Genomic DNA, 20,692 nt, shown 5'->3' with positions numbered 1-20,692 from the left:
CCAGCCACCGTCCAGTGAGGATCCAGTCCCCCTGACGAACCTTAGGCAGGCTCGAACCGATACCACAAGCACGGGAGACCATCGTGATGCGTCGATTCTTCACCCTTGCCGCCGGCCTGTCCGCGGCCCTGCTCGGCCCGGCCGTCCCGGCGCTCGCCGCCGAGCCCGCGAGCTGCCACGTCGGTTACCTGACCTACGGCGACGCGGTGTCGTTCACCGGTCAGGTCACCATCACCAACACCGGCACGGTCATCCTGTACGGCTGGACACTGCGGTTCGCGTTGCCGGTCGCGCAGACGTTCCGCAACGGCTGGGAGGCGACCTTCACGGTGGACGGCCAGAACGTCACCGGGACCAGCTACGAGTACAACGCCAAGGTCGAGCCCGGCCGGTCGGTGCAGGTCGGCTTCAACGCCACCGGTGACGTGAAAGGACCGCGCCCCGCCGAGTTCCGCATCAACGACAGCCTGTGCACGACCTCATGAGTCGACGCCTCCACGGCCCGCGCCCCGTGGCAGATCCGGGGCGCCGGCACGGTCACCACGGTTCCGGCTGCACCTTCCGTCCGGCCGGCGGCTGGTGGGCCAGGCTGGCCACCAGCCGGTCCCGGCCGGCCGTGTCCAGCCGGGACAGGGCCGGGTGCGGCGGCTGCTCCGCGCAGTACTCCCGGAACAGGTACCGGCGGCGCGGCCACCGCCCGCTGACCGTCCAGCCGACCGGGACGACGACCAGCAACCACAGCACCGCGAACGGCACGATCAGCGTCTCGCCGAAGTAGGTGAGCTGCACCGTGTAGAACAGCGACAACCCCACCACGATCACCATCGCCGTCCACGCGACACCGTCGGCCCGTTGCCGGGCACCACGGGGCAGGAGCTCCACGCGTACCCGGAAGAAGGCGTCCCGGCGGGCCCGCCACTCGCCGGCCGACCGGATCTCGGCGAGGGTGACCGGCCTCCCGGCCCGGTAGAGACAGCCCAGCAGGGCGGCCTCAAGCGGATGCCGCGGCGCGGAACCCCGATCGGTCACCCGCACCACCCCGTCCGGGCCGACGGTGATCAGACCGGCCCCGAGCAGCGCGGCGGCCGCCGCGGCGAGAACACCGTCATCGGTTCGCGACCACACCGTGGCGATCACCAGGTAGGGGTCCGGCGCGATCCGCGGGAACCGCCGGGCCGCCCGGTGATCCAGGAAACGCCGCACGTACCAGTAGGGAACGAGGGAAACCAGCACCAGGATCGCGGACGCCGTCACCGCACCCGCGAGGACCAGTCGGGTCATGGCTCATCGTGGCATCGTGTTGCCATCCTGCAGAAGACGCCGTTTCAGAAGGTGATGACGATGCCGACGATCGGCTTCCGCTTCACCCGGAACGCCTTGGCGAACCAGTTCCCCACCCGCGACATGAGGTAGCGGCGGGCGATCCGGTCCCGCGCGGCGAGGCTCTCCCGCTCGTCGAGCACCCGGGCGGTCCCGTCGACCGGGGTCGCCCCGTCGGCCACCTTGCCCCGGATGTCGCAGACCGTCACCCGCACCCGCGGGTTGTTGCGGATCCGCTTGACCTTCCAGGCGTCCGCCTCCGAGATGATCGTCATCGTGTCACCCTCGACGACGTGCCAGACGGGCGTGGCGACGGGAGTGCCGTCCTTGCGGTAGGTGGTCAGGCTGATCTGCTTGGTTGCGGCGAACTGCGCCCCGGCACTCATGCTGTTGACCTTAGCGGGCCGCCCGGTCCGCCCGGGTAGGCGTCGGCCCCGAAGACGTCGGGCCACGACCATCGTCCCCCGGTAACCCGTCGAGCGAGGTCAGTCCCCATCATGGGCGGATGACTCTCCGGGTGCTCGTCGACGATCTACGGTCGTTCCGGGACGGCCGGGCCGCCGACGTCGCCCGGACCAGTGCGGACGGTGTCGCGCTGCTCGCCCGGCACCGGGGTGCGCGGATCGACGAGTTGTGGCTCGATCACGACCTCGGGGGTGACGACACGATCTGGCCGGTCGTCGCGGTTCTCGAGGAGGCCGCGTTCGACGGGCGGCCGTTCGACGTCGGGGTCGTCAACGTGCATTCGGCGAATCCGGCCGGCGCCGCCGGGATCGTCCGAGCTCTCGAGCGGTGGGGCTATCCGGTCCGGGTGGCGACCGGGGCCGCCGAGGTCGGGTACGCCGACTGACCGCTGCCCGGCGTGGGACAGCACGGAACGATCGGTCCGTGCGGCGGCGGACTGATCGGTCCGCCGGCGCGCTCGCCGGCATCGCGTGGCCCGGTCGGCCCCGGGCCACCCACCGGACCGGCCGCTCCGGCCGGGAGGGCATGATGGGAAGGTTAAGAAATCGGCAGTTTGGGGAGCGGGATCGTGAGTCAGAACGTGGCGTCGGCGACGGGGGTCGCCGCGGAGGCGGCCCGGAGGCGTACGTTCGCGGTGATCTCGCACCCGGACGCCGGCAAGTCGACGATGACCGAGGCCCTCGCCCTGCACGCGCGAGTGATCGGGCAGGCCGGTGCGGTGCACGGCAAGGGTGACCGCAAGGGCGTGGTGTCCGACTGGATGGCGATGGAGCAGGAGCGCGGCATCTCGGTGACGTCCGCCGCGCTGCAGTTCTCGTACCAGGACACCGTGATCAACCTGCTGGACACGCCCGGCCACGCCGACTTCTCCGAGGACACCTACCGGGTGATCACGGCGGTGGACAGCGCGGTCATGCTGCTCGACTCGGCGAAGGGCCTGGAGCCGCAGACGCTGAAGCTCTTCGAGGTGTGCCGCCAGCGCGGCATCCCGGTGATCACCTTCATCAACAAGTGGGACCGGCCGGGCCTGGACGCCCTGGCGCTGATGGACGAGATCGAGCAGCGGATCGGGCTGAAGCCGACCCCGCTGACCTGGCCGGTCGGCATCGCCGGGCACTTCCAGGGCGTCATCGACCGGCGGACCGGCCGGTTCACCCGGATGGAACGCTCCCCCGGCGGCGCGGATCTCGCCATCGAGGAGGAGATGTCCGCCGAGGAGGCCGCCGAGCGGTTCGGCGCGGACTGGACCACCGCGACCGAGGAGCTGGAGCTTCTCGAGCTGACTGGCGCCGACTACGACGAGAAGGAGTTCCTGGCGGCGAAGAGCACGCCCGTCCTCTTCGGCGCGGCGGTCGCCAATCTGGGCGTACGCCAGCTGTTGAACGTTCTTCTGGAACTCGCGCCGCCGCCGTCCGCACGGCCCACGCTGGCCGGTCCGGAACACCCGGTCGACGGCTCGTTCTCCGGATTCGTCTTCAAGATCCAGGCGAACATGAACCGGTCGCACCGCGACCAGGTCGCCTTCATGCGGATCTGCTCCGGCAAGTTCGAACGCGGCATGATCGTCACGCACTCCGGCACCGGCAAGCCGTTCGCCACCAAGTACGCGCAGCAGATCTTCGGCCAGGGCCGGGACACCATCGACGAGGCGTTCCCCGGTGACGTGGTCGGCCTGGTCAACGCCACCGCGCTGGGCATCGGCGACACCCTCTACGCGGGTACGGCGGTGCAGTTCCCGCCGCTGCCGTCGTTCCCGCCGGAGCACTTCGCCGCGGTGCGCGCCAACGACACCGGCGCGTTCAAGCGGTTCCGGCGCGGCATCGAACAGCTCGACGGTGAGGGTGTCGTCCAGGTGCTGCGGTCCGAGCAGCGCGGCGACGGCACCCCGGTGTTCGCCGCGGTCGGCCCCATGCAGTTCGAGGTGGCCACCCACCGCCTCGAGGCCGAGTTCGGCGTCAAGGTGCATCTCGACTTCCTGCCGTACGAGCTGGCGATGCGCACCGACGCGGCCGGCCGCGAGATCCTCAAGGCCGAGTCGAACGTCGAGGTGATGACCCGGGTCCGCGACGGCGCCCTGCTAGCGGTCTTCCCGCACAAGTGGCGGATGCGTTCGATCGCCGGCCGCTACCCGGACCTCAACCTGGAGTAGGCGACCGTTGCCGACACGCCCGCCGGAGTTCCGGTCTAATCACGGCATGCCGCATGCGTTGTTGACCGATCTGATCGGGCGGTATCTGCCGCCGGCCACTGAGGCGTGCCCGACGTTCACCGAGAACTCACGGTTTGCACCGATCATCGACGGTGCGTCGTACTTCGCCGAGTTGGCCGGGCACATGGCGGCGCTGGCGCCCGGCGACGCCGTCTACATCGCCGGATATCAGGCCGACCCGCACCTCGATCTGACCGGGCGGACGGTCGGCGAGGCCGGGTACCGGTCGTTCACCGACGTGCTCGCCGAGAAGGCCGCCGACGGTGTCGACGTGCGGATCGTGTTGAGCGCGGCCGAGTACTCCGGTGGTGTGCCGTGGCTGCCGGTCGGGCCGTTCCTAGCGAACACGCTGGCCGCGCGGGTGATCCGGGCGTGGAAACCGTCGACGCGGGACAGCGGGCCGACGCTGGAGAACCGGGTGCTGCTGGACTGGTCCGGTCCGGCGCTGGGATCCAACCATCAGAAACTGGTGGTGTTCAGCCACGGCGGGGTGCTCACCGCCTACGTCGGCGGTCTCGACCTGTCGCCCACCCGCTTCGACCACGCGCCGCACCGGCGGCTCCGGCTCGGCCTGCACCGTTGGGGCTGGCACGACGCGGCGGCCCGGCTGCACGGCCCGGCGGCCGTCCGGGTGCGGGAGACGTTCCAGTTCCGGTGGCAGAACACCACAGCCCTGCCGCCGCGGTTCCTCGCCAGCAACCTGCCACCGGAGTACTTCCACCTCTACAGCGGCGAACGGGTCGTGATCAACCCGCCGGACGCGCCGCTCGACCTGCCGCCGGTCGCGGAACAGCCGTCGCATCCGGCGGAGGGCACCGCGGTGCAGGTGGTGCGCTCCTACCGGCCGTGGAGTCTGTACCGGCGGCGCGGATGGCACCGGATGCGGCGGGCGAACGTGGTCCGGGCCGGGATCCAGGAGGTCTACCACGCGATGGCCACCGCCATCGGCGCCGCCGAACGCTACATCTACCTCGAGGACCAGTACTTTCACGAGGCGCCCGGCGGGGATCCCCGATTCCAGCTGTACGACGCCCTGCGGTCCGCCGCCCGCCGTGGCGTCAAGGTGATCCTCGTCGGTTCGGGCCGCAAGGATCCCACCGACGGGGGCAGCAGCACCGTCGCCCCGGTGATCACCCATGACCTGCGGCGGCGGGTACTGGACCGGCTTCCGGACGCGGCTCGCCGCAACGTGGTGATGTACCGGATCGACAACCTGACCGTCCACACCAAGCTGATGCTGGTCGACGACGTGTTCGCCAGCATCGGCTCGGCGAACTTCTTCAGCCGCTCGATGGTCGGCACCGACAGCGAGATCACCTCCACGCTGGTGACTACCGGCGGCCTCGTCCGCGACCTGCGGGTCACGCTGTGGGGCGAACATCTGCGGACACCGGTCGGCGAACAGCTCGCCCCGGCGCTCGCCGACCTGGACACCGCCCTGGGGATCTGGCGCCGGGAATGGCTGCCGGACGGTCAGCCGCCGCAGACGTGGCGGAGGGCGGGGGCGCCGGCCGGGTTCGCTCCCACCGAGTGGGTGCTGACGCCGGCCCGCTACTCGCCGGCGGTGCTGCGGCGGGAGGGACGGCGGCGCCCGGGCCTTCTCCGCGCTGAGCGTGGGATTTCACGTTGACGTGCGCGTCTTCCGGCGCTTGATCAGCGCGAGGAACCCGGCCAGCGCGGCGACGAAGAGCAACACGGCACTGCCGAGATAGACCGGCGGAGGTGTACGCGTACTCGGAGCGTGCGTCGCGTAGGTCCAGGTGGTGCAGGGTCTGCCAGAGGGCCTGAGCCGCGGTTCCCACGGCGAGGCAGGTCCACGCGACGAGGGCGGTCACCGGCACGGCAGCGGATCAGTGGGGCAGGGTGACGGTGACGCGCAGGCCGTCGGCTCCGGTCGAGGACGCCTCGATCACACCACCGTGGGCCGCGACGATCGAGCGGGCGATCGCCAGGCCGAGCCCCGCGCCGCCGCTGTGGTCGATGCGCGTACCCGTGCGGCGCCGGAACGGCTCGAACAGGGCCGGCACCTCCTCGGGTGGCACGTCGTCACCGGTGTTGGTGACGACCAGCGCCGGGTCCTCGCCGACCCGCACGTCGATCGTGCCGTCCCGGCGGTTGTACTTGATCGCGTTCTGGACCAGGTTGGTGACCAGTCGTTCCAGCAGGACCTGTTCGCCGGGCACGATCCGCGGCCACAGGTCGGTGGTGACCGTCACGCCGGCCTCGGCCGCCCGTTTGTGATGCGCGCCGACCACGGCCTCGGCGATCCGGTCCAGCCTTTGCGGGGTACGCGACGCGAGTCCCCGGTCGCTCTCGGCGAGCACCAGCAGCCCCTCGACCAGGCGTTCGTTGCGTTCGTTGGTGGTCAACAGCTGGTCGGTCAACAGTTCGAGCTGTTCCTGGGTGAGTTCGTCGGACATGCTGACCTCGATCAGCGTCCGCTGGACGGCCAGCGGGGTGCGCAGTTCGTGGGAGGCGTCGGCGGCGAACCGGCGCTGCGCCTCGTAACCGACGGCGATGCGGTCCATCATGTCGTCGATCGCACGGCCCAGCACCGCCAGCTCGCTGGAGCCCGGCCCGGGCCGCAGCCGGTATCCCAGGTTCTGCGGTCCGGCGCCGCCGACCACGTCGGCCATGTCCCGCAGCGGGCGCAGGCACCAGTGCACCGCCGGCCGGCAGACGGCCACCGTGGCGGCCAGCACGGCCAGCAGGGTCACACCGTGCGACAGCGTGCCGGGCAGGTTCGGCCAGTGGAACAGCAGCGTGCAGGTAACCGACGTGTCGGCGTCCGGGGCCCGGTCGGTGCTCGGCGTACACAGGGTGGGGGTGAATGTGTCGACCAGAAGGTAGGCCCGGGTCAGCACCCACGGCAGGAACTGGGCCACCACCAGGACCGCCGCGCAGAGCAGCAGGATCCGCCGGGCCGGCGAACGGCCGGTCACGAGCCGATCCGGTAACCGGCCCGGCGCACGGTCCGCAGCACCGGCGGGTCGCCCAGTTTGCGCCGCAGCGTCATCACCGTCATCCGTACGGTGTTGGTGAACGGGTCGGCGTGCTCGTCCCACGCCTGCTCGAGCAGTTCCTCGGTGCTGACCACCCGGCCCTCGGCCCGCATCAGCACGTGCAGGACGGCGAACTCCTTCGCCGACAGGTCGAGCATCCGCCCGTCCCGCGACGCCGTGTACCGGGTGCTGTCCAGCACGATCCCGTTCTGCTCGAGGACCGGTGGTAGGGCGGCTCCGGACCGCCGGGACAGCGCCTGCACCCGCGCGGCCAGTTCGGCGAACGCGAACGGCTTGGTCAGGTAGTCGTCGGCGCCCAGGCCCAGCCCCTCGACCCGGTCCCGGATGCCGGCCGCGGCGGTGAGCAGCAGCACCTTCGTCCCGTCACCGGTGCCGACCAGGTGCCGGCACACCTCGTCGCCGGTGCGGCCGGGCATGTCCCGGTCGAGGACGGCGACGTCGTACCGGTTGACGGTGAGACGTTCCAGCGCGCTGTCACCGTCGTAGACCACGTCCACGGCCATCGACAGTTTGCGCAGCCCGACGGCGACCGTGTCGGCCAGCACCCGCTCGTCGTCCGCCACCAGCACCCGCACCCGCGTCCTCCCACCCGCCGACCTCACAGGACCGAACGACTGTCCGGTTCCCGCCCGCCTCGCAGAACCGAACGACCGTCCGGCTCCCGCCCGTCAGCCTCGCAGACTGAACGTAAGCCGGGGATAAGAGTGCCGCTGACGGCACGCCGACGGCCCGGTCACCACCATCATGGCCGTGAACAAGCTGATCAGAAATGCCGTCGCGGTCCTCGCGGCCTGCGCGGTGATCGTGCCATGGTCGCCGTCACCGGCGGCGGCGATCGCGTACGGCGAGAACGCCCCGGACGGCGCCTACCGTTTCGCGGTGCGGCTGGTGATGACCGGCCTGCCCGCCGACGGCGGGGGCACCCGGGACAGCTCCTGCTCCGGAGCCCTGATCGCGCCGCAGTGGGTGATCACCGCCGGACACTGCTTCCGCGACGGCGAGCGGCGGGTCAGCCGTACCGTGGCCGACCGGACCACCGTGGTAGCCGGCCGCACCGACCTGAGCAGCAGCGAAGGCCGGGAGGTGGACGTGACCGGCGTCCATCAGGCCGACGGGTCCGACGTCGCCCTGGTCCGGCTGGCCGAGCCGGTCACCGGCATCACGCCGCTGCGGATCGGCGCCCGCCCGCCGGTGCCCGGCGAGGTGCTCCGGCTGACCGGGTACGGGCTCACCTACGACGGCCAGAACACCACACCGGCCACCCGGATGCAGACCGGGCTGTTCACCGTCGCCGCGTTCGGCGACACCCTCATCGAGACGACCGGCCGGTCACCGGCGGCGGAGACCAGCCCGTGCCCGCACGACTCCGGTGGGCCGTACTTCCGGGAGGACCCGGACGGTACCCCTACCCTGGTGGCGGTGGTCAGTTCCGGACCGGGCTGCCCGCATACCGGGCCCGACTTCAGCGCCCGCACCGACAACCTGGCCGGCTGGATCGACGACACGATGGCCGCGCCGCCGCGCTCGTACCGGATGCTCGCCGCCGCCGGCGCGACCGGCGGTGTCGTGACGGCCGTCCTGCTCCTGCTGATCGTCAGGCGGCGAGTTCGTCCAGGGCCGCCTGGGTCTGCAGGGTGATGAGGCGGGAGTTCTGGGAGGCGGCCACCTCCCAGCGCCCGTTCTGCCACACCAGGGCGAACAGCTGCATCGAGTCACGGCTGGCCAGCGGCTGGTCGTCGCCGGGCATCACGACGCGGACCCGGTGGTGCACCACGCCGTAGCCGGGCGCCACGATCCGGGCGAACGGCGTCTCGCCGTCCACCAGCTTCGAACCCTTCAGGAGGGTGTCGAAGAGCGGCTGGTGGAACGCGACGATCGCGGCACGTCCCCGCAGCACGGTGCCCTCGAACGCCACGAACTCGGCATCCTCGGCGAAGTCGGCGGCGAACCCGGCGGCGTCGCCCCGGTTCCAGGCCTCGTTCATGCGGGACGGGACGGCAGCCATCGCTTCGACAGTCTGTTCCATCATCAAAAACCTTCCGGGGGTACGCAGCAAAGCCCCCCAATCCTGCCGAACCGTCCCCACCAATCCGTTGATCGTCAGTGCACGATCGTTGGCGACGAGTGCAGTCTTCGATGCTCACCGGCGGTCAGTCCGTAAGCCGCCTTGAACTGCCGGCTGAACGACGCCGGATCGGGGAACCCCCACCCGGCGGCGATCGCGGCCACCGTCCGCCCACCCTGGACCGGGTCGGCCAGGTCGGCGTGACAGCGTTCCAGCCGGCGCCGCCGGATCAGCGCGGCCACCGTCTCCGGGCCGTCCTCGAACAGCTGATGCAGCCGGCGTACGGAGATGTGGTGCGCGGCAGCGATCAAGGCCGGCGCCAGAGCCCGGTCCGGCAGCCGCGCCTCGATGAACGCCACGATCCGGCCCCGCTGGTCCCCCACGGCCGGCATTCCTCGGGAAACGCTGCTGCCACGGCCGCGCCGCGCGGACAGCGCCACCGCGATCACCTCGATCAGTGCCGCACCCAGCCGGGCCCGCTCCCCCGGCGTGTACTGCCCCGCCGACTGCAGAAGGCTCCCGGCCAGCGACGACACCGGGGCACCGGAGCCCGCGCCGAGACGGACCGCGGACAGCCCGGCCAGCTCGCCGTCGGGCAGGCGCAACAGGTGCCGGGGCACCATCATGGTCACGTTCGTGCTGGCGGTGCTGGTGATCCGTACCCGATGGGCCGGATCGAGGAGCACCAGATCGGCCGGGCCCAGCTCGGCCCGGTTGCCGTGCTGCTCGACCAGCACCTCACCCCGGCGAACCCACTCGACCTGCACGAACCGCCGGTCCCGTTCCCGCACCAGAGTCTCGTCCCGCACGCACAGCCCGGCCGGGGTGACCGCTTCGCTGACCCGCAGCGCGCCGAAGGCGTACCCGATGAGGCTGGCCCGAAAGTCCTCGCCGCCGGAAAGCCGGCTGCGCAGCGGCGGCAGACCGGCCTCCCCGACCGCCCGCAGCCACGCCTCCGCACTGTTCACTCGCATCGCTGCAACCTATGCCGGTCGACGCCTGTCACCGTCGAAAGGGACGGCGGCGGCGAACACCTCCCGGTCGCTGCTTCCGTCGCGCAGCAGCTGTCCGGTGTGGTGGACGATCGCAGTCGGCGACCCGTCGAACCGGCCGGTGCGCTGCCAGACTTCGACCCCGGCGTCACGGACGGCGGCGATCAGCTCCGGCACCCGCCGGTGCGGCAGGTCCGGGTCGGTACGGGCCAGCGCGTGCACAGCGGCCAGCACGACCTGACGGTCCTCGCTGTCCAGCAGGCCGTCGAGCAGGGTGCGGAGGTCACCGGGACGCCGCGCCAGGAGGTCACCGAAGACCAGGATCAGGTTGAGACGGGCGGCCGGGTCGGTCTCGACCTGCCAGCGCCGAAGCAGCGCGGCTTCGGCCTGCTCGTGGGGCAGTCCGCCGACGCCGGCCAGTTCGACGGCCAGGCACCGCAACCGCACGTCGGGGTCGTCGAGCAGTCCCAGCAACCGCGGAACCTGCCCGGCCAGGGTCTCCACCGACTGCTGACTTTCCCAGGCGTCGCCAAGGATCCGGGTGATCGTCACGATGAGGTCGTCACGACCGTGGACGGCGGTCCCTGCCGCCAGGTCCACCAGGTAAGGCAGCGCCGCGACGGCGACCGGGCTCACCCCGCCACCGATGTAGTAGACGTTGATGTCAAACTGGAACTGGGCTTCCATGGCTTCTGCGAGGACCGGGCTAGCACTGGCTCGCAGCCAGCCCGGCACGTCGGTGGCACGTCCGAACTCATGCCGCATCTTCCGCCAGGGAATCTCATCGAGCTCGGCCCACATGCGAAAGATCATCCCAATCGAGGCGCGGATACGGCCCTCGTATCGACAGGCTATGAGGAACCCACCGGGGTGGCACACCAGGATGTCACCACGCCGCACACCCTGGATTGATCTCCTTCGCAGTTGTGGCCTTCGGGCATGATGCGGGCATGTCTGTTGAACCGGTCACGGGTCCGCAAACGGGCGTCCCGGATCGCCTGCGGTGGCCGTGGTACCTGTCCGGCTGGTTGACCGTGGCCAGCACCGCGACGTTCGTGGCGGCCGGCGGCGGCATCACGGCGTTCCTGTGGCATCTCGCCGGGACCGCCCCGGCCGACGAGCAGGTGGGGAGGTACTTCGACGCGGTCACGTTCGGGGCCACGGCAGCCGCGGGTGCCGGTGTTGTCGCTGGACTGATTCTGCAGTTCCGCCGCCAGCGGATGGCTGAGCACACCCACGTCCAGGAGGACCGGAAGTTCGATGCCGCCGTGCAGGCCCAGCGGCACACCGAAGCCGACGCGTCCGCCCGCCGGCTCACCGAAACCCTGACCAGGGCGACTGAACAGTTCGCCGCCGACAACACCGTCGTGCGGCTTGCCGGTCTCTACGCTTTCGAACGCCTCGCGCAGGAGAACCCCGACCAGCGGCAGATGATCGTCAACCTTCTCTGCGCCTTTCTACGGGCACCGGTGAGCGAGGAACCAGCTGGCTTCGGGTTTGTCACCTTCCATCGCCGTGCCATCTTCGCCGAGGCGTCGTTCTCCGATGAGAACGCCTACCTCGCCGGTGCCCGCCAGGTTGCGCCGCGTGGATCCACGCCATCGCAGATGGGCAGTGTGTGGCCGGACGGATGGGCGATGGGTGACGACGGCGTCCTCACCGCCGTTCCGGACGGGCCTGACGGAACCTGGCTTCCGCTGCCGCGTCTGCCCGAGTCGGCCGGTTCGCCGCCGGCCTGGATGTTGCCGTAGGTGGCGGCCTGCCGGGGATAGGGTCGGAGCTGTGATCGACGCCGTGGCGCAGCTCAATACCCTGGTCGACTTCTGTGCGCTGCGGGACGTCGACGCTCTGCACCGGGACGCGGTCGATGAGGCGGCGGGTGGGCGGGTCGACGTCGCCGTCCTCTACGGCGGCAGCATCCTCGCCGGGGGTGACCTGTTCGCCGCGGCGATCAAGGACGACCTAGCCGACCGGTTCGTGATCTCCGGCGGGCAGGGGCACTCCACCGACGCGCTGCGGGACTCCCTGCGACAGTGCATGGGCTGGGACGATGTGGCGGATCAGACGGAGGCTGCGCTCTTCGACCGCTACCTGCGGGAACGGCACGGGGTGCGCGCCGACCTGTTGGAGTATGAGTCGACGAACTGTGGCAGCAACGTCCGCAATGTTCTGGCGATGCTCGGGCCGGAGCAGCGGCGGCGGATTCTGATCATTCAGGACGCGTCGATGCAACGGCGGATGGATGCCGGTTTCCGGCTGTACGCGCCGGACGCGCGGATCGTCAACTTCGCGGCGCACCGGACGCCGGTCGCGCTCGTCGGCGGGGCGTTCGGGTTCCGGGAGCCGCCGGAGGGGATGTGGCCGGTGGAACGGTACGTCTCCCTGCTGATGGGTGAGATTCCGCGTTTCCGGGACTACGGGCCGGACGGTCGTGGATTCATCGCCGCTGTCGACGTTCCGGACGAGGTCACCCGGGCATTCGCAACGTTGGCGGAAACGGGGATGGCCGCGCCCCGGGTCGCCGATCAGCAGTGGGCGGATTCCGCGACGAGGTCCAGCAGCCGCAGTGAGTCGGCGGCCAGCCACCAGTTCGGCCAGTCGTAGTCGGGCTGGCCGGAATCCCGCTGCAGCCTGTCGAAACGGCGTCGCAGCTCCGGCAGGAGTTCCTGCTCGGTGCGGCTCAGACGGCCGTCGTTCGCCACACAGGACTCGGCCACCGCGAAACCTCCTTGTGGGCGCGGCCGCCGCGAGCCGGACGCTTTTTCTCGGTACGCCGAAGCACCACCCCGAGGGTGAACAGTGCTGCCCGCCGCCGATCGCCGTGCCAGACCGACCATCGCGGCCGGGCCTCGGCGGATCGGGGTGTCCGCTCGCCCCGTGCCTTGGCGGCCTTGCGCAGTTTCGCCCACGCCTCGGCCTCCGCCAAGCACACGACACGGCTGGCGGTGAGCGCGTCCAACGCCCGCAGAAGCGCCCGCTCGTCGTGGCGGAAGTCGCTGGCGACGATAGGCGAACGTGGTGACGTATCCGAGCGGCGCATAACGCTCCACACAGCCGGCCAACGCGTTGATGCGGCGCCCGTAGGCGAGCGACGGATCGCTGACCTTCCGCGTTCCCGGCTCTGCACGACTTTAACGCCGCCGCCGTAGACGAAGAAGGCCGCGAGCAGCCCGGCGACGATCCAGTACCCGATGTTCATGGTTCCCCCTGACGAAGTGCAGCCATCATGGGCCGTTCGCGGGGGCCTTACAAAAGGCACACCGGTGTGCCTATGGAACCGCGGCAGTAAACATCGACCTCCGAGGTGCTATCTCGCTGATAGCATGGTCGCATGCTGTACGCGATGCCGGAGTTGAGTGCCGCGGACCTTCGCGTGCTGGACGAACTGAAGACGATGCGTGCCGAGCTGGGTATGCATCTGCGGTCCAAGCCGCGATGGGAAGGGCAACTGCGACGGAGTCTGTTCGCGGCGGCCATCCAGGGCTCGAACACCATCGAGAACATCACGATCAGCAACTCAGACGCCCGCGCACTTGTGGAACACGCGCCGCTTTCCGCGGCCGCCAGTGATGAGACGCAGCAGGCGGTTGTCGGGTATCGGGACGCGATGACCTATGTGCAGCAGGCGCCGCTCATGGATTTCTTCGAGTATTCGGAGACGGCGCTCTCCGCGATTCACTTCATGATTACGAGATATCAGCCGGCCAAGTGGCCCGGCCGCTACCGGCCCGGCGGCATTTTCGTGTCGAGTTCCGATCCGCTCGAGCCGATGTACACCGGACCCGACGCCGACCGTGTGCCTGGCCTGATGGGTGAACTCGTCGACTGGCTCCGTGACGGAGATCGGGACGCTCCGGCCTATGCGCGGGCCGCGATGGCGCACCTCAACCTCGTCGCGATCCACCCCTGGCGGGACGGCAACGGGCGGACTGCGCGGGCGCTGCACACGCTGGTTCTGGCGCGCACCGGCGAGCCCGCGCCCGAATTCTCGTCCATCGAGGAATGGCTGGGCGAGCAGATCAACACCTTGCAGTACTACCAGGCGTTGCGGGTCACCCAGGGCGGCAGTTTCCAGCCGGAGCGGGATGCCCGGCCGTGGCTCACGTTCGCGCTCACCGCGCATCACCGGCAGGCGCAGCGCGTGCAACGCCGGTACGAGTGGACCGTGCGGCTGTGGACGGATCTGGCCCGTCTCGCCGAGGATCGTGGGCTGGCCGAGCGTACGGTCTCCGCCCTGTACGCGGCGGCGATCGGCGAGTTGCGGCGCACCACCTACCAGCGGGACGAGGACCTCAGCCGGGACCGTGCGATCCGGGACGTTCAGGCGCTGACTCGGGCCGGACTGTTGACGCCGCACGGGCATGCGACCGGCCGGGTCTACGTGCTGGGTGGGGTCGCCGCCGAGATCGCGGAGGCCGCCGCGGCCGCCGTGCGGGGACCGGGGCGGGACCCGTACGCCTGAGTGTTTCGGTTCGTGGATTCTTCGGGGGTTATGCGGCCGCCCGGTCGGCCTTTCCGCGTCGCCGGCTCCGGTAGGGCAGGACCCACAGGTAGGCGCCGGTCAGGAAGAGCACCGCCAGCGGCAGCAATGGCAGGTACGAGACCCACAGGACCGGTTCCTCCTGGGCGAGGGCGACGATCGTGGCGATGACGGTGGCCGTGAAGGCGACCGCCGTCCAGCGGTGGAACTGCCGGATCGACTTGTTCATGGAAACCTCCGACGTCGACGAGGATCAGCGAACCCGATGACGATCACGTTAGGCATCACCTGGCCCGCATCGCTTCTCCGAACCTGACCAGTTCAGCGCGACGGTCGGGGCGCGGAGGGACACGGTCATCCCTGCCTCCGCCATGACGTCAAACCCCGGAGAACTGAAGCATTAAGACATTGAAGGTCTTGACAGAAAATCCGCCGCGGGCTTACGTTTCCGAAAACGTTTTCGGCCGGAAGGTGCGTGTCCCGCATGGCCGCATTCCCGATCTCCCGGCGTCAGTTGATGCAGTCGGCGGCAGCGGTCGCTGGCGCAGCGCTCACAGGTCCCGCACTGAAAAGAGAAGACCGGCCGCGAGTCAACGGCCTGCCGGTCCCCGCGAGCTGGCAGGCCGTTCCCTTCGGCCTCGACCAGGTCGATCTCGGCGACAGTGTCTTCACCGCGAAACGGAACCGGATGCTCGCCTACGCCCGGGCCTATCCCGCCGACCGGATCCTCAGCAATTTCCGGGCCGCCGCCGGCCTGGACACGTTCGGCGCGGAACCGCCCGGCGGCTGGGACGACGCGACCGGGAATCTGCGCGGCCATTACAGCGGCCATTTCCTGTCGATGCTCGCGCAGGCGTGGGCCGGCACCGGTGACACCGCGTTCAAGGACAAGCTGGACCAGATCGTCCATGGCCTCGATGAATGCCAAACCGCCTGGGACGCCCGGGTCGGCCTGCCCGGCACGCCGCCGCCCGCGCCGAGCTGGACCGGTGGTGGTCTCACGCTGACCGGCGACGGCCAGTACGTCGGCCTGCCGGACGGCACGGTCGACGGCCTGACCGATTTCACCATCACCGTCCGGGTGCGGATCACCGAGCGCCGCACCTGGTCGCGGGTGTTCGACTTCGGCACCGGGACGGGCGTCAACATGTTCCTGACCGCGGACGCCGGCAGCGGGCCGCGGTTCGCGATCACCACCACCGGCAGTGCGGGCGAGCAGCGGATCACCGGCTCCGCGCCCCTGCCCCTTGATCAGTGGGTGCACCTGGCGGTCACGCGGAAGGGCAGTACCGGCAGCCTGTACGTGAACGGCACCGTCGCCGGAACCAACCCGGGGATGACGTTGTCCCCGGCCGACCTCGGCGCGCCGAAGAACAACTGGATCGGCCGTTCGCAATACGGCGACGCTTACTTCACGGGTGTGCTCGACGACTTTCAGCTGTTCGATCGGGCGCTGTCCGCCGATGAGCTGACGACCGCGACCGGCAATCTGGTGTCCTACCGGTTCGACGAGACGGCGGGGACCAAGGTCGCCGACTCGTCCGGCCGGTCCTGGGACGCGGCGGTGATCACCGGTGCGGGTGGGGCGCCCGGCCCGAGTCACGCCGGGTTCCTCGCCGCCTATCCGGAGACGCAGTTCATCCAGCTGGAACAATACGTGACGTATCCGGCTATCTGGGCGCCCTACTACACCTGCCACAAGATCATGCGGGGGCTGCTGGACGCGTACACGCTGGCGGGCAACGGGACGGCGCTCAGAATCGTACAAAATATGGGGCTGTGGGTTCATAGCCGGCTGAGCGTGCTGCCACGCGAACAACTTGACCGGATGTGGTCGCTCTACATCGCGGGCGAGTACGGCGGCATGAACGAGGTGATGGCCGACCTCTTCGCGCTGACCGGCGACGACCGGTTCCTGGTCACCGCCCGCTGTTTCGACAACACCGCCCTGCTCGCCGCCTGCGTGTCCGGAACCGACACGCTCGACGGTAGGCACGCCAACCAGCACATCCCGCAGTTCCTCGGCTACCTGCGGATGTTCGAGAACGGTCAAGGCCCCGACTACCGGACCGCCGCCGCGAACTTTTTCGACATGGTCGTGCCGCACCGCACCTATGTGCACGGCGGCACCGGCCAGGGCGAGGTGTTCCGCAAGCGCGACGCGATCGCCGCCAGCATCGTCACGACGACGAACGCCGAATCGTGCGCCGCCTACAACATGCTCAAGGTCGCCCGGAACCTCTTCCTGCACGCACCGGACGCGGCGTTCTTCGACTACTACGAGAAGACCCTGGTCAACCAGATCCTCGGCTCCCGCCGGGACGCCGACAGCACCGAGGATCCGCTGGTCACCTACATGGTCCCGGTCGGCCCGGGCGTGCGCCGCGACTACGGCAACATCGGCACCTGCTGCGGCGGCACCGGCCTGGAGAACCACACCAAATACCAGGATTCCATCTATTTCCGGTCGGCCCGCGGTGACGTCCTCTACGTCAACCTGTTCCTGCCGTCGACACTGCGCTGGACCGCCCGGGGCCTCACGATCACCCAGACCGGCAGCTGGCCGAGTCCGGGAACGACCACCCTGACAGTGACCGGAAACGGTCTCCTGGATCTGCGCCTGCGGATCCCGTCGTGGGCGCGCGACGACTTCTCGGTCACCCTCAACGACAAGGTCCAGCGGGTACGCGTGGACGCCACCGGTTACGTCAGCCTCCGGCGACAGTGGCGTTCCGGCGACCGGGTCGGGCTGACCCTGCCGTTCCGCCTCCGCGTCGAACGCGCCCTGGACGACCCGTCGCTGCAGGCCCTGCTCTACGGCCCGCTGGCCCTGATCGCCAAGTCCGCACAGTCGTCCTACCTGCCGATGTCGTGGTACGGAAGTCTGCCGCTGACCGGCGATCTCGCCGAGGTGGTGAAGCCCGGAACCGCACCGCTGACGTTCCGTGCCGGTGAGGTCGAGTTCGGTCCGTTCCACATCGGCGACACCGCCGCGTACCACGCCTATTTCCGCCGTGACGAGCCCCGCATCGTCTTCTTCGGCGTCGACTCGGGTGTCCCGAACCGTCCCGACCCCACCGGCACCACATTCCTGGACCGGTTGTGGTCGAGCGCGCCGTTCGCCGGCCGCCGCACGTTCCAGCGCGCGGTGACCGGCTTGACGCGCGACTGGCAGGCCGCCGGTCTACTGACGGAGGCGGAGGTCACCGCGGTCCGTGCGGTCGCCTGACGGGCCCGCGCCGTTTACCCGGATCGCGGCCAGTTGAGCGCGCTGACGTTGTCGTCGGGTGCTGTTTCGCGGTCCGGCTAGCGTTCAGCGTTGTCCAGCCCGTGGTGAAGCAGCGCCGGGTGCTAGCTCGAGGGGTGCGGGCACGGTGACGTCTCGGACTCAGCTGTTCGCGGGGTGTCGTGCGTGTCCCCGCGCTGCGACTGGTCAGGGGCCCGGCCGCCTCTCCGGTTCCTGTTCTCCCAGGGGCGCGCCGACTACTCAACCGGCGGCTGGACTTCACCGCGGCACGGACTGAACCGCTCAGTGGTCGAAGATCTCCCAGTCGAGGGTTTGCGGTCCATCAGGTCGGCCAGCACCTCCGGGTTCCGGCCGGCCGTCACCCGGGTCGAGGCCGCCCATCCACTCGTCCATGAAGTCCCGGCACAGGTCGATCGCCCGCGTCGGCGGCCAGGATCTCGCCGACAGGCTGTCCACCAGGGCTGTCACGACACACCTTTGGACGCGGGATACGGGCGTATGCCCCGGCCGCCATCCGGGGCATATCAGGCTCAGGCTGTGGTCATCTTTCGCAGGCCGACGGCGAGGTTGCAGTTGTAGACCTTGTCCGGCACGGCACCGGATGCGCCCGCCGAGTAGCGGCAGACGCGGATCTCCACCACGGTGCCCTCGTGGAAGTTCTGGTTGCAGCCGCCGAAGTAGCCCTCGCCGCGCTTCTCGACGCACACGCCGCGCCGGTACAGCTCGTTCGGGTCGTTCTGCGAATAGTTCCACCAGACGATGGCGGCGGAGTAGCCGTCCACGGCGGCGTCGTTGATGACGAACCAGTCGCCGTCGCTTTCGAAGCAGCCGAAGGCTTCGAGGCCGCCCGACGACTGGCACACTCCGCCGGTGGTCTTGTCGGAGTGGTTGCCGGAGGCGAACACCTCCTCCCAGGCGGGGGCGGCGGAGGCGGGCAGTTGGAGGCAGAGGGCGGCGAGCATGCCGGTCAGGGCTGCGGCGAAGACCTTGAGTTTCATGCGGCTCCTTCGAAGATCACCGATCTTCAACCGACCGTACATTGTGGATCTACGATCCGTCACCGGGCTGTTCGCCGCTCGGCGCTTGACTAGGGCTGAGCCAGCGGTCGAACCAGTCGCGGGTCCGGTGCAGCAGATCGATCCGGTGTGCCCGCTCCCGGATGCGGTGGCCCTCCCTCGGATAGACGACCAGCTCATGGGGTACGCCGTGATGCCGCAACGCCCGATGCAGGTACACGGCCTGGCCCAGCGGCACGTTGGTGTCCTCGGCGCCGTGCACGATGAGCACGGGCGTCCGGATCCGGCTCGCGTACGAGATCGGGCTGACCGCGTCGTGCGGGTGCGGGCCGATGCCCGACCAGCCGGTGCTCCCGCCGAGGGCCGCCTCGAACTGGCCGTTCTCGCCGGTCGCCGCGAGCATCCCCCAGTCCACGATGCCCGCGCCGACCAGTGCGGCCCGGAACCGGCCGGTCTGGCTCACCGCCCACGCGGCCAGGTATCCGCCGTGGCTCCAGCCGGCGATGCCCAGCCGATCGGGGTCGGCGACGCCCCGGTCGATCAGTAGGTCGACGCCGGCCAGGATGTCGGTCCACTCCTCCTTCCCGACCCGGCCGGCGACCGCCGCCGCGAAGTCGTGGCCGTGTCCCTGGCCGCCGCGCGGGTTGGGCAGGAACACCGCATACCCGGCGGCGGCAAGCCACTGCCCGCTCGGCGCCCAGGACAGCTGAAGCCGGTCGGCGTAGCGGTCGTACGGCCCGCCGTGTGCGATCGTGACCAGCGGGAACGGCCCGTCGGACACGTCCCGGCCGGGCGGGAGCACGAGCAGTCCGTCCAGGTCGATACCGTCGGTCGCCCGATAGTGGAGCGGTTCCTGGCGGCCGAACGTGATCTCGGCGAGTTCCGGCTGGGTGTCGGTGATCGGTGACAGTGGCCCGCCGGGCGGCCCCACATGCACCTCGGCGGACCGGTACCGCCCACCGGTCAGGGCCGCGATCAGGGAACCGTCCGCCGAGACGGTCAGGTCGTCGAGGCGCCCCGGGTGCCGCGCCACCACCTCGAGGCCGTCCGGGGTGAGCCGGCCGACCGCCGCGTCGAGTCCGTCCGCGAGGACGACCAGCGGATCACTATCGGTCTCGCACAGGGCGGTCGGACACATCGGCAGACGTTCGGTGCGGTTGCGCAGCGTACCCGCGGAAGGGGTCAGGTCGAAGACCGCGGTCCCGGCCTGGAGCCCGGGCGGGGTGAGGGCGACGAGTCCGATGTGCCAGCCGCCGGCGTCCTGCCACCAGGCCAGGGACCGCGCGTCCGCCGCGACCGGGAACGACACGCCCTGGCCGGTCAGGTGCAGCCGCACGCTGCGCGGCCCACGGTCGAGGTCCGGGGATTCCCAGGTCAGAACGGCCATCGGGCCACCGTCCGGCCGCTGCCGCATCTCCACGACGTGCCGTCCGCCGAGGTCCACGTCGCGCACCCCGCCGTCCGGGGTCAACAGGCACAGTCGGTTCCGCGGCTCGTCCACGCCGACCACGATCGGGTCTGCCACCGCCGGGTCCGCGACGATCAGGGCGATCGCCGCGGACCCGAGGAGCGGCAGGTGGTCGACCACACACAGTGATTCGTCGGTCAGCTCGGTCACCGTGTCGTCAGCGATCGTCAGCCGGCACAGCTGTGCCGCATCGGTCAGGAAGAACACCGCGGTCGAGCCGGCCGACCAACGCGGCCGGGTTCCTTCAGCGACCCGACGGGGTTCACCGCCGTCCGTCGCCACGATCCACAGCCCGCCGTCCAGCAGGTAGCAGACCCACCGTCCGTCCGGCGCGAGGACCGGGCTCTGCGGGGTCCGGCCGTCCACCACCAGATCGGCACTGATCAACATCATGTCATCGTACGAAC

21 protein-coding genes are annotated in these 20,692 nt (G+C 70.1%); 9 read left to right on the top strand and 12 right to left on the bottom strand.

Going from position 1 to position 20,692, the window contains the following annotated elements:
- Positions 1-86 precede the first annotated feature (86 nt).
- Positions 87-485 carry a cellulose binding domain-containing protein gene (locus tag QSK32_RS21680; protein ID WP_045743601.1) on the top strand — a complete coding sequence of 133 codons (399 nt, stop codon included), beginning with the start codon at positions 87-89 and terminating at the stop codon, positions 483-485.
- 52 nt (positions 486-537) lie between these two features.
- Here QSK32_RS21680 and QSK32_RS21675 read toward each other — a convergent pair whose 3' ends face one another.
- Together QSK32_RS21675 and QSK32_RS21670 are read right to left on the bottom strand one after the other, a co-directional pair.
- Positions 538-1,281 carry a hypothetical protein gene (locus QSK32_RS21675; RefSeq protein ID WP_285472944.1) on the bottom strand — a complete coding sequence of 248 codons (744 nt, stop codon included), beginning with the start codon at positions 1,279-1,281 and terminating at the stop codon, positions 538-540.
- A 44-nt stretch (positions 1,282-1,325) separates the two neighbouring features.
- Positions 1,326-1,706, bottom strand: a complete 381-nt coding sequence (locus QSK32_RS21670) for a PPOX class F420-dependent oxidoreductase (protein ID WP_045743603.1) — start codon at positions 1,704-1,706, stop codon at positions 1,326-1,328.
- A gap of 119 nt (positions 1,707-1,825) precedes the next feature.
- Between QSK32_RS21670 and QSK32_RS21665 the strand changes: the two genes are divergently transcribed.
- The 3 genes from QSK32_RS21665 to QSK32_RS21655 all read left to right on the top strand — a co-directional run bounded on the left by QSK32_RS21665 (position 1,826) and on the right by QSK32_RS21655 (position 5,624).
- Positions 1,826-2,170: a cyclic-phosphate processing receiver domain-containing protein gene (locus QSK32_RS21665; protein WP_285472943.1), complete on the top strand. Its 345-nt coding sequence runs from the start codon at positions 1,826-1,828 to the stop codon at positions 2,168-2,170.
- A gap of 183 nt (positions 2,171-2,353) precedes the next feature.
- Positions 2,354-3,934 (top strand): peptide chain release factor 3, encoded by a 1,581-nt coding sequence (locus QSK32_RS21660; RefSeq protein WP_045743604.1) that lies wholly within the window; start codon positions 2,354-2,356, stop codon positions 3,932-3,934.
- A 46-nt stretch (positions 3,935-3,980) separates the two neighbouring features.
- Positions 3,981-5,624: a phospholipase D-like domain-containing protein gene (locus QSK32_RS21655; RefSeq protein WP_285472942.1), complete on the top strand. Its 1,644-nt coding sequence runs from the start codon at positions 3,981-3,983 to the stop codon at positions 5,622-5,624.
- A gap of 220 nt (positions 5,625-5,844) precedes the next feature.
- Here QSK32_RS21655 and QSK32_RS21650 read toward each other — a convergent pair whose 3' ends face one another.
- Both QSK32_RS21650 and QSK32_RS21645 read right to left on the bottom strand, forming a co-directional pair.
- Positions 5,845-6,936, bottom strand: coding sequence for a sensor histidine kinase (locus QSK32_RS21650; protein ID WP_285472941.1), 1,092 nt, complete (start codon positions 6,934-6,936; stop codon positions 5,845-5,847).
- Complete coding sequence (locus QSK32_RS21645; protein ID WP_285472940.1) at positions 6,933-7,592, bottom strand: response regulator transcription factor; 660 nt, start codon at positions 7,590-7,592, stop codon at positions 6,933-6,935. The genes QSK32_RS21650 and QSK32_RS21645 overlap by 4 nt, the downstream gene beginning before the upstream one ends.
- 175 nt (positions 7,593-7,767) lie before the next feature.
- Between QSK32_RS21645 and QSK32_RS21640 the strand changes: the two genes are divergently transcribed.
- Positions 7,768-8,655 carry a S1 family peptidase gene (locus tag QSK32_RS21640; RefSeq protein ID WP_285472939.1) on the top strand — a complete coding sequence of 296 codons (888 nt, stop codon included), beginning with the start codon at positions 7,768-7,770 and terminating at the stop codon, positions 8,653-8,655.
- On the opposite strand, the gene QSK32_RS21635 is transcribed toward QSK32_RS21640, so the two are convergent.
- The 3 genes from QSK32_RS21635 to QSK32_RS21625 form a co-directional block, all read right to left on the bottom strand.
- Positions 8,612-9,043, bottom strand: a complete 432-nt coding sequence (locus QSK32_RS21635; RefSeq protein WP_285472938.1) for an SgcJ/EcaC family oxidoreductase — start codon at positions 9,041-9,043, stop codon at positions 8,612-8,614. The genes QSK32_RS21640 and QSK32_RS21635 overlap by 44 nt on opposite strands.
- 74 nt (positions 9,044-9,117) lie before the next feature.
- Positions 9,118-10,056 carry a helix-turn-helix domain-containing protein gene (locus tag QSK32_RS21630; RefSeq protein WP_285472937.1) on the bottom strand — a complete coding sequence of 313 codons (939 nt, stop codon included), beginning with the start codon at positions 10,054-10,056 and terminating at the stop codon, positions 9,118-9,120.
- Between the two features lie 9 nt (positions 10,057-10,065).
- Complete coding sequence (locus QSK32_RS21625; protein ID WP_157411123.1) at positions 10,066-10,761, bottom strand: HEAT repeat domain-containing protein; 696 nt, start codon at positions 10,759-10,761, stop codon at positions 10,066-10,068.
- A gap of 263 nt (positions 10,762-11,024) precedes the next feature.
- Here QSK32_RS21625 and QSK32_RS21620 point away from each other — a divergent pair, with 263 nt between their 5' ends.
- The gene (locus tag QSK32_RS21620) at positions 11,025-11,825 is read left to right on the top strand and encodes a hypothetical protein (RefSeq protein ID WP_052720586.1); all 801 of its coding nucleotides are present in this window, start codon (positions 11,025-11,027) and stop codon (positions 11,823-11,825) included.
- Between the two features lie 31 nt (positions 11,826-11,856).
- Complete coding sequence (locus QSK32_RS21615; RefSeq protein ID WP_063775528.1) at positions 11,857-12,678, top strand: YdcF family protein; 822 nt, start codon at positions 11,857-11,859, stop codon at positions 12,676-12,678.
- A 76-nt stretch (positions 12,679-12,754) separates the two neighbouring features.
- Here QSK32_RS21615 and QSK32_RS21610 read toward each other — a convergent pair whose 3' ends face one another.
- A complete protein-coding gene (locus tag QSK32_RS21610; protein ID WP_285472936.1) occupies positions 12,755-13,273 on the bottom strand; it encodes a hypothetical protein in 519 nt (172 codons plus the stop codon).
- A 132-nt stretch (positions 13,274-13,405) separates the two neighbouring features.
- Between QSK32_RS21610 and QSK32_RS21605 the strand changes: the two genes are divergently transcribed.
- Positions 13,406-14,536 carry a Fic family protein gene (locus QSK32_RS21605; protein WP_045743610.1) on the top strand — a complete coding sequence of 377 codons (1,131 nt, stop codon included), beginning with the start codon at positions 13,406-13,408 and terminating at the stop codon, positions 14,534-14,536.
- A gap of 28 nt (positions 14,537-14,564) precedes the next feature.
- On the opposite strand, the gene QSK32_RS21600 is transcribed toward QSK32_RS21605, so the two are convergent.
- Positions 14,565-14,783 carry a hypothetical protein gene (locus tag QSK32_RS21600; protein ID WP_045743611.1) on the bottom strand — a complete coding sequence of 73 codons (219 nt, stop codon included), beginning with the start codon at positions 14,781-14,783 and terminating at the stop codon, positions 14,565-14,567.
- Between the two features lie 255 nt (positions 14,784-15,038).
- On the opposite strand from QSK32_RS21600, the gene QSK32_RS21595 reads away from it, so the two are divergent.
- Positions 15,039-17,783 (top strand): beta-L-arabinofuranosidase domain-containing protein, encoded by a 2,745-nt coding sequence (locus tag QSK32_RS21595; RefSeq protein ID WP_285472935.1) that lies wholly within the window; start codon positions 15,039-15,041, stop codon positions 17,781-17,783.
- A 300-nt stretch (positions 17,784-18,083) separates the two neighbouring features.
- On the opposite strand, the gene QSK32_RS21590 is transcribed toward QSK32_RS21595, so the two are convergent.
- The 3 genes from QSK32_RS21590 to QSK32_RS21580 all read right to left on the bottom strand — a co-directional run bounded on the left by QSK32_RS21590 (position 18,084) and on the right by QSK32_RS21580 (position 20,678).
- Entirely contained in the window at positions 18,084-18,269 is a 186-nt protein-coding gene (locus tag QSK32_RS21590; RefSeq protein ID WP_157411124.1) for a hypothetical protein, read from the bottom strand.
- Between the two features lie 62 nt (positions 18,270-18,331).
- Positions 18,332-18,799 carry a hypothetical protein gene (locus QSK32_RS21585; protein ID WP_285472934.1) on the bottom strand — a complete coding sequence of 156 codons (468 nt, stop codon included), beginning with the start codon at positions 18,797-18,799 and terminating at the stop codon, positions 18,332-18,334.
- Between the two features lie 49 nt (positions 18,800-18,848).
- Positions 18,849-20,678 (bottom strand): S9 family peptidase, encoded by a 1,830-nt coding sequence (locus QSK32_RS21580; RefSeq protein ID WP_285472933.1) that lies wholly within the window; start codon positions 20,676-20,678, stop codon positions 18,849-18,851.
- Positions 20,679-20,692 lie beyond the last annotated feature (14 nt).

Origin of the sequence: Actinoplanes sp. NBRC 101535 (assembly GCF_030269225.1) — a bacterium.
Lineage (GTDB): Bacteria > Actinomycetota > Actinomycetes > Mycobacteriales > Micromonosporaceae > Actinoplanes > Actinoplanes rectilineatus.
Note: the sequence above shows the minus strand (reverse complement) of the source record. Positions and strands in the feature narration are given on the sequence as shown.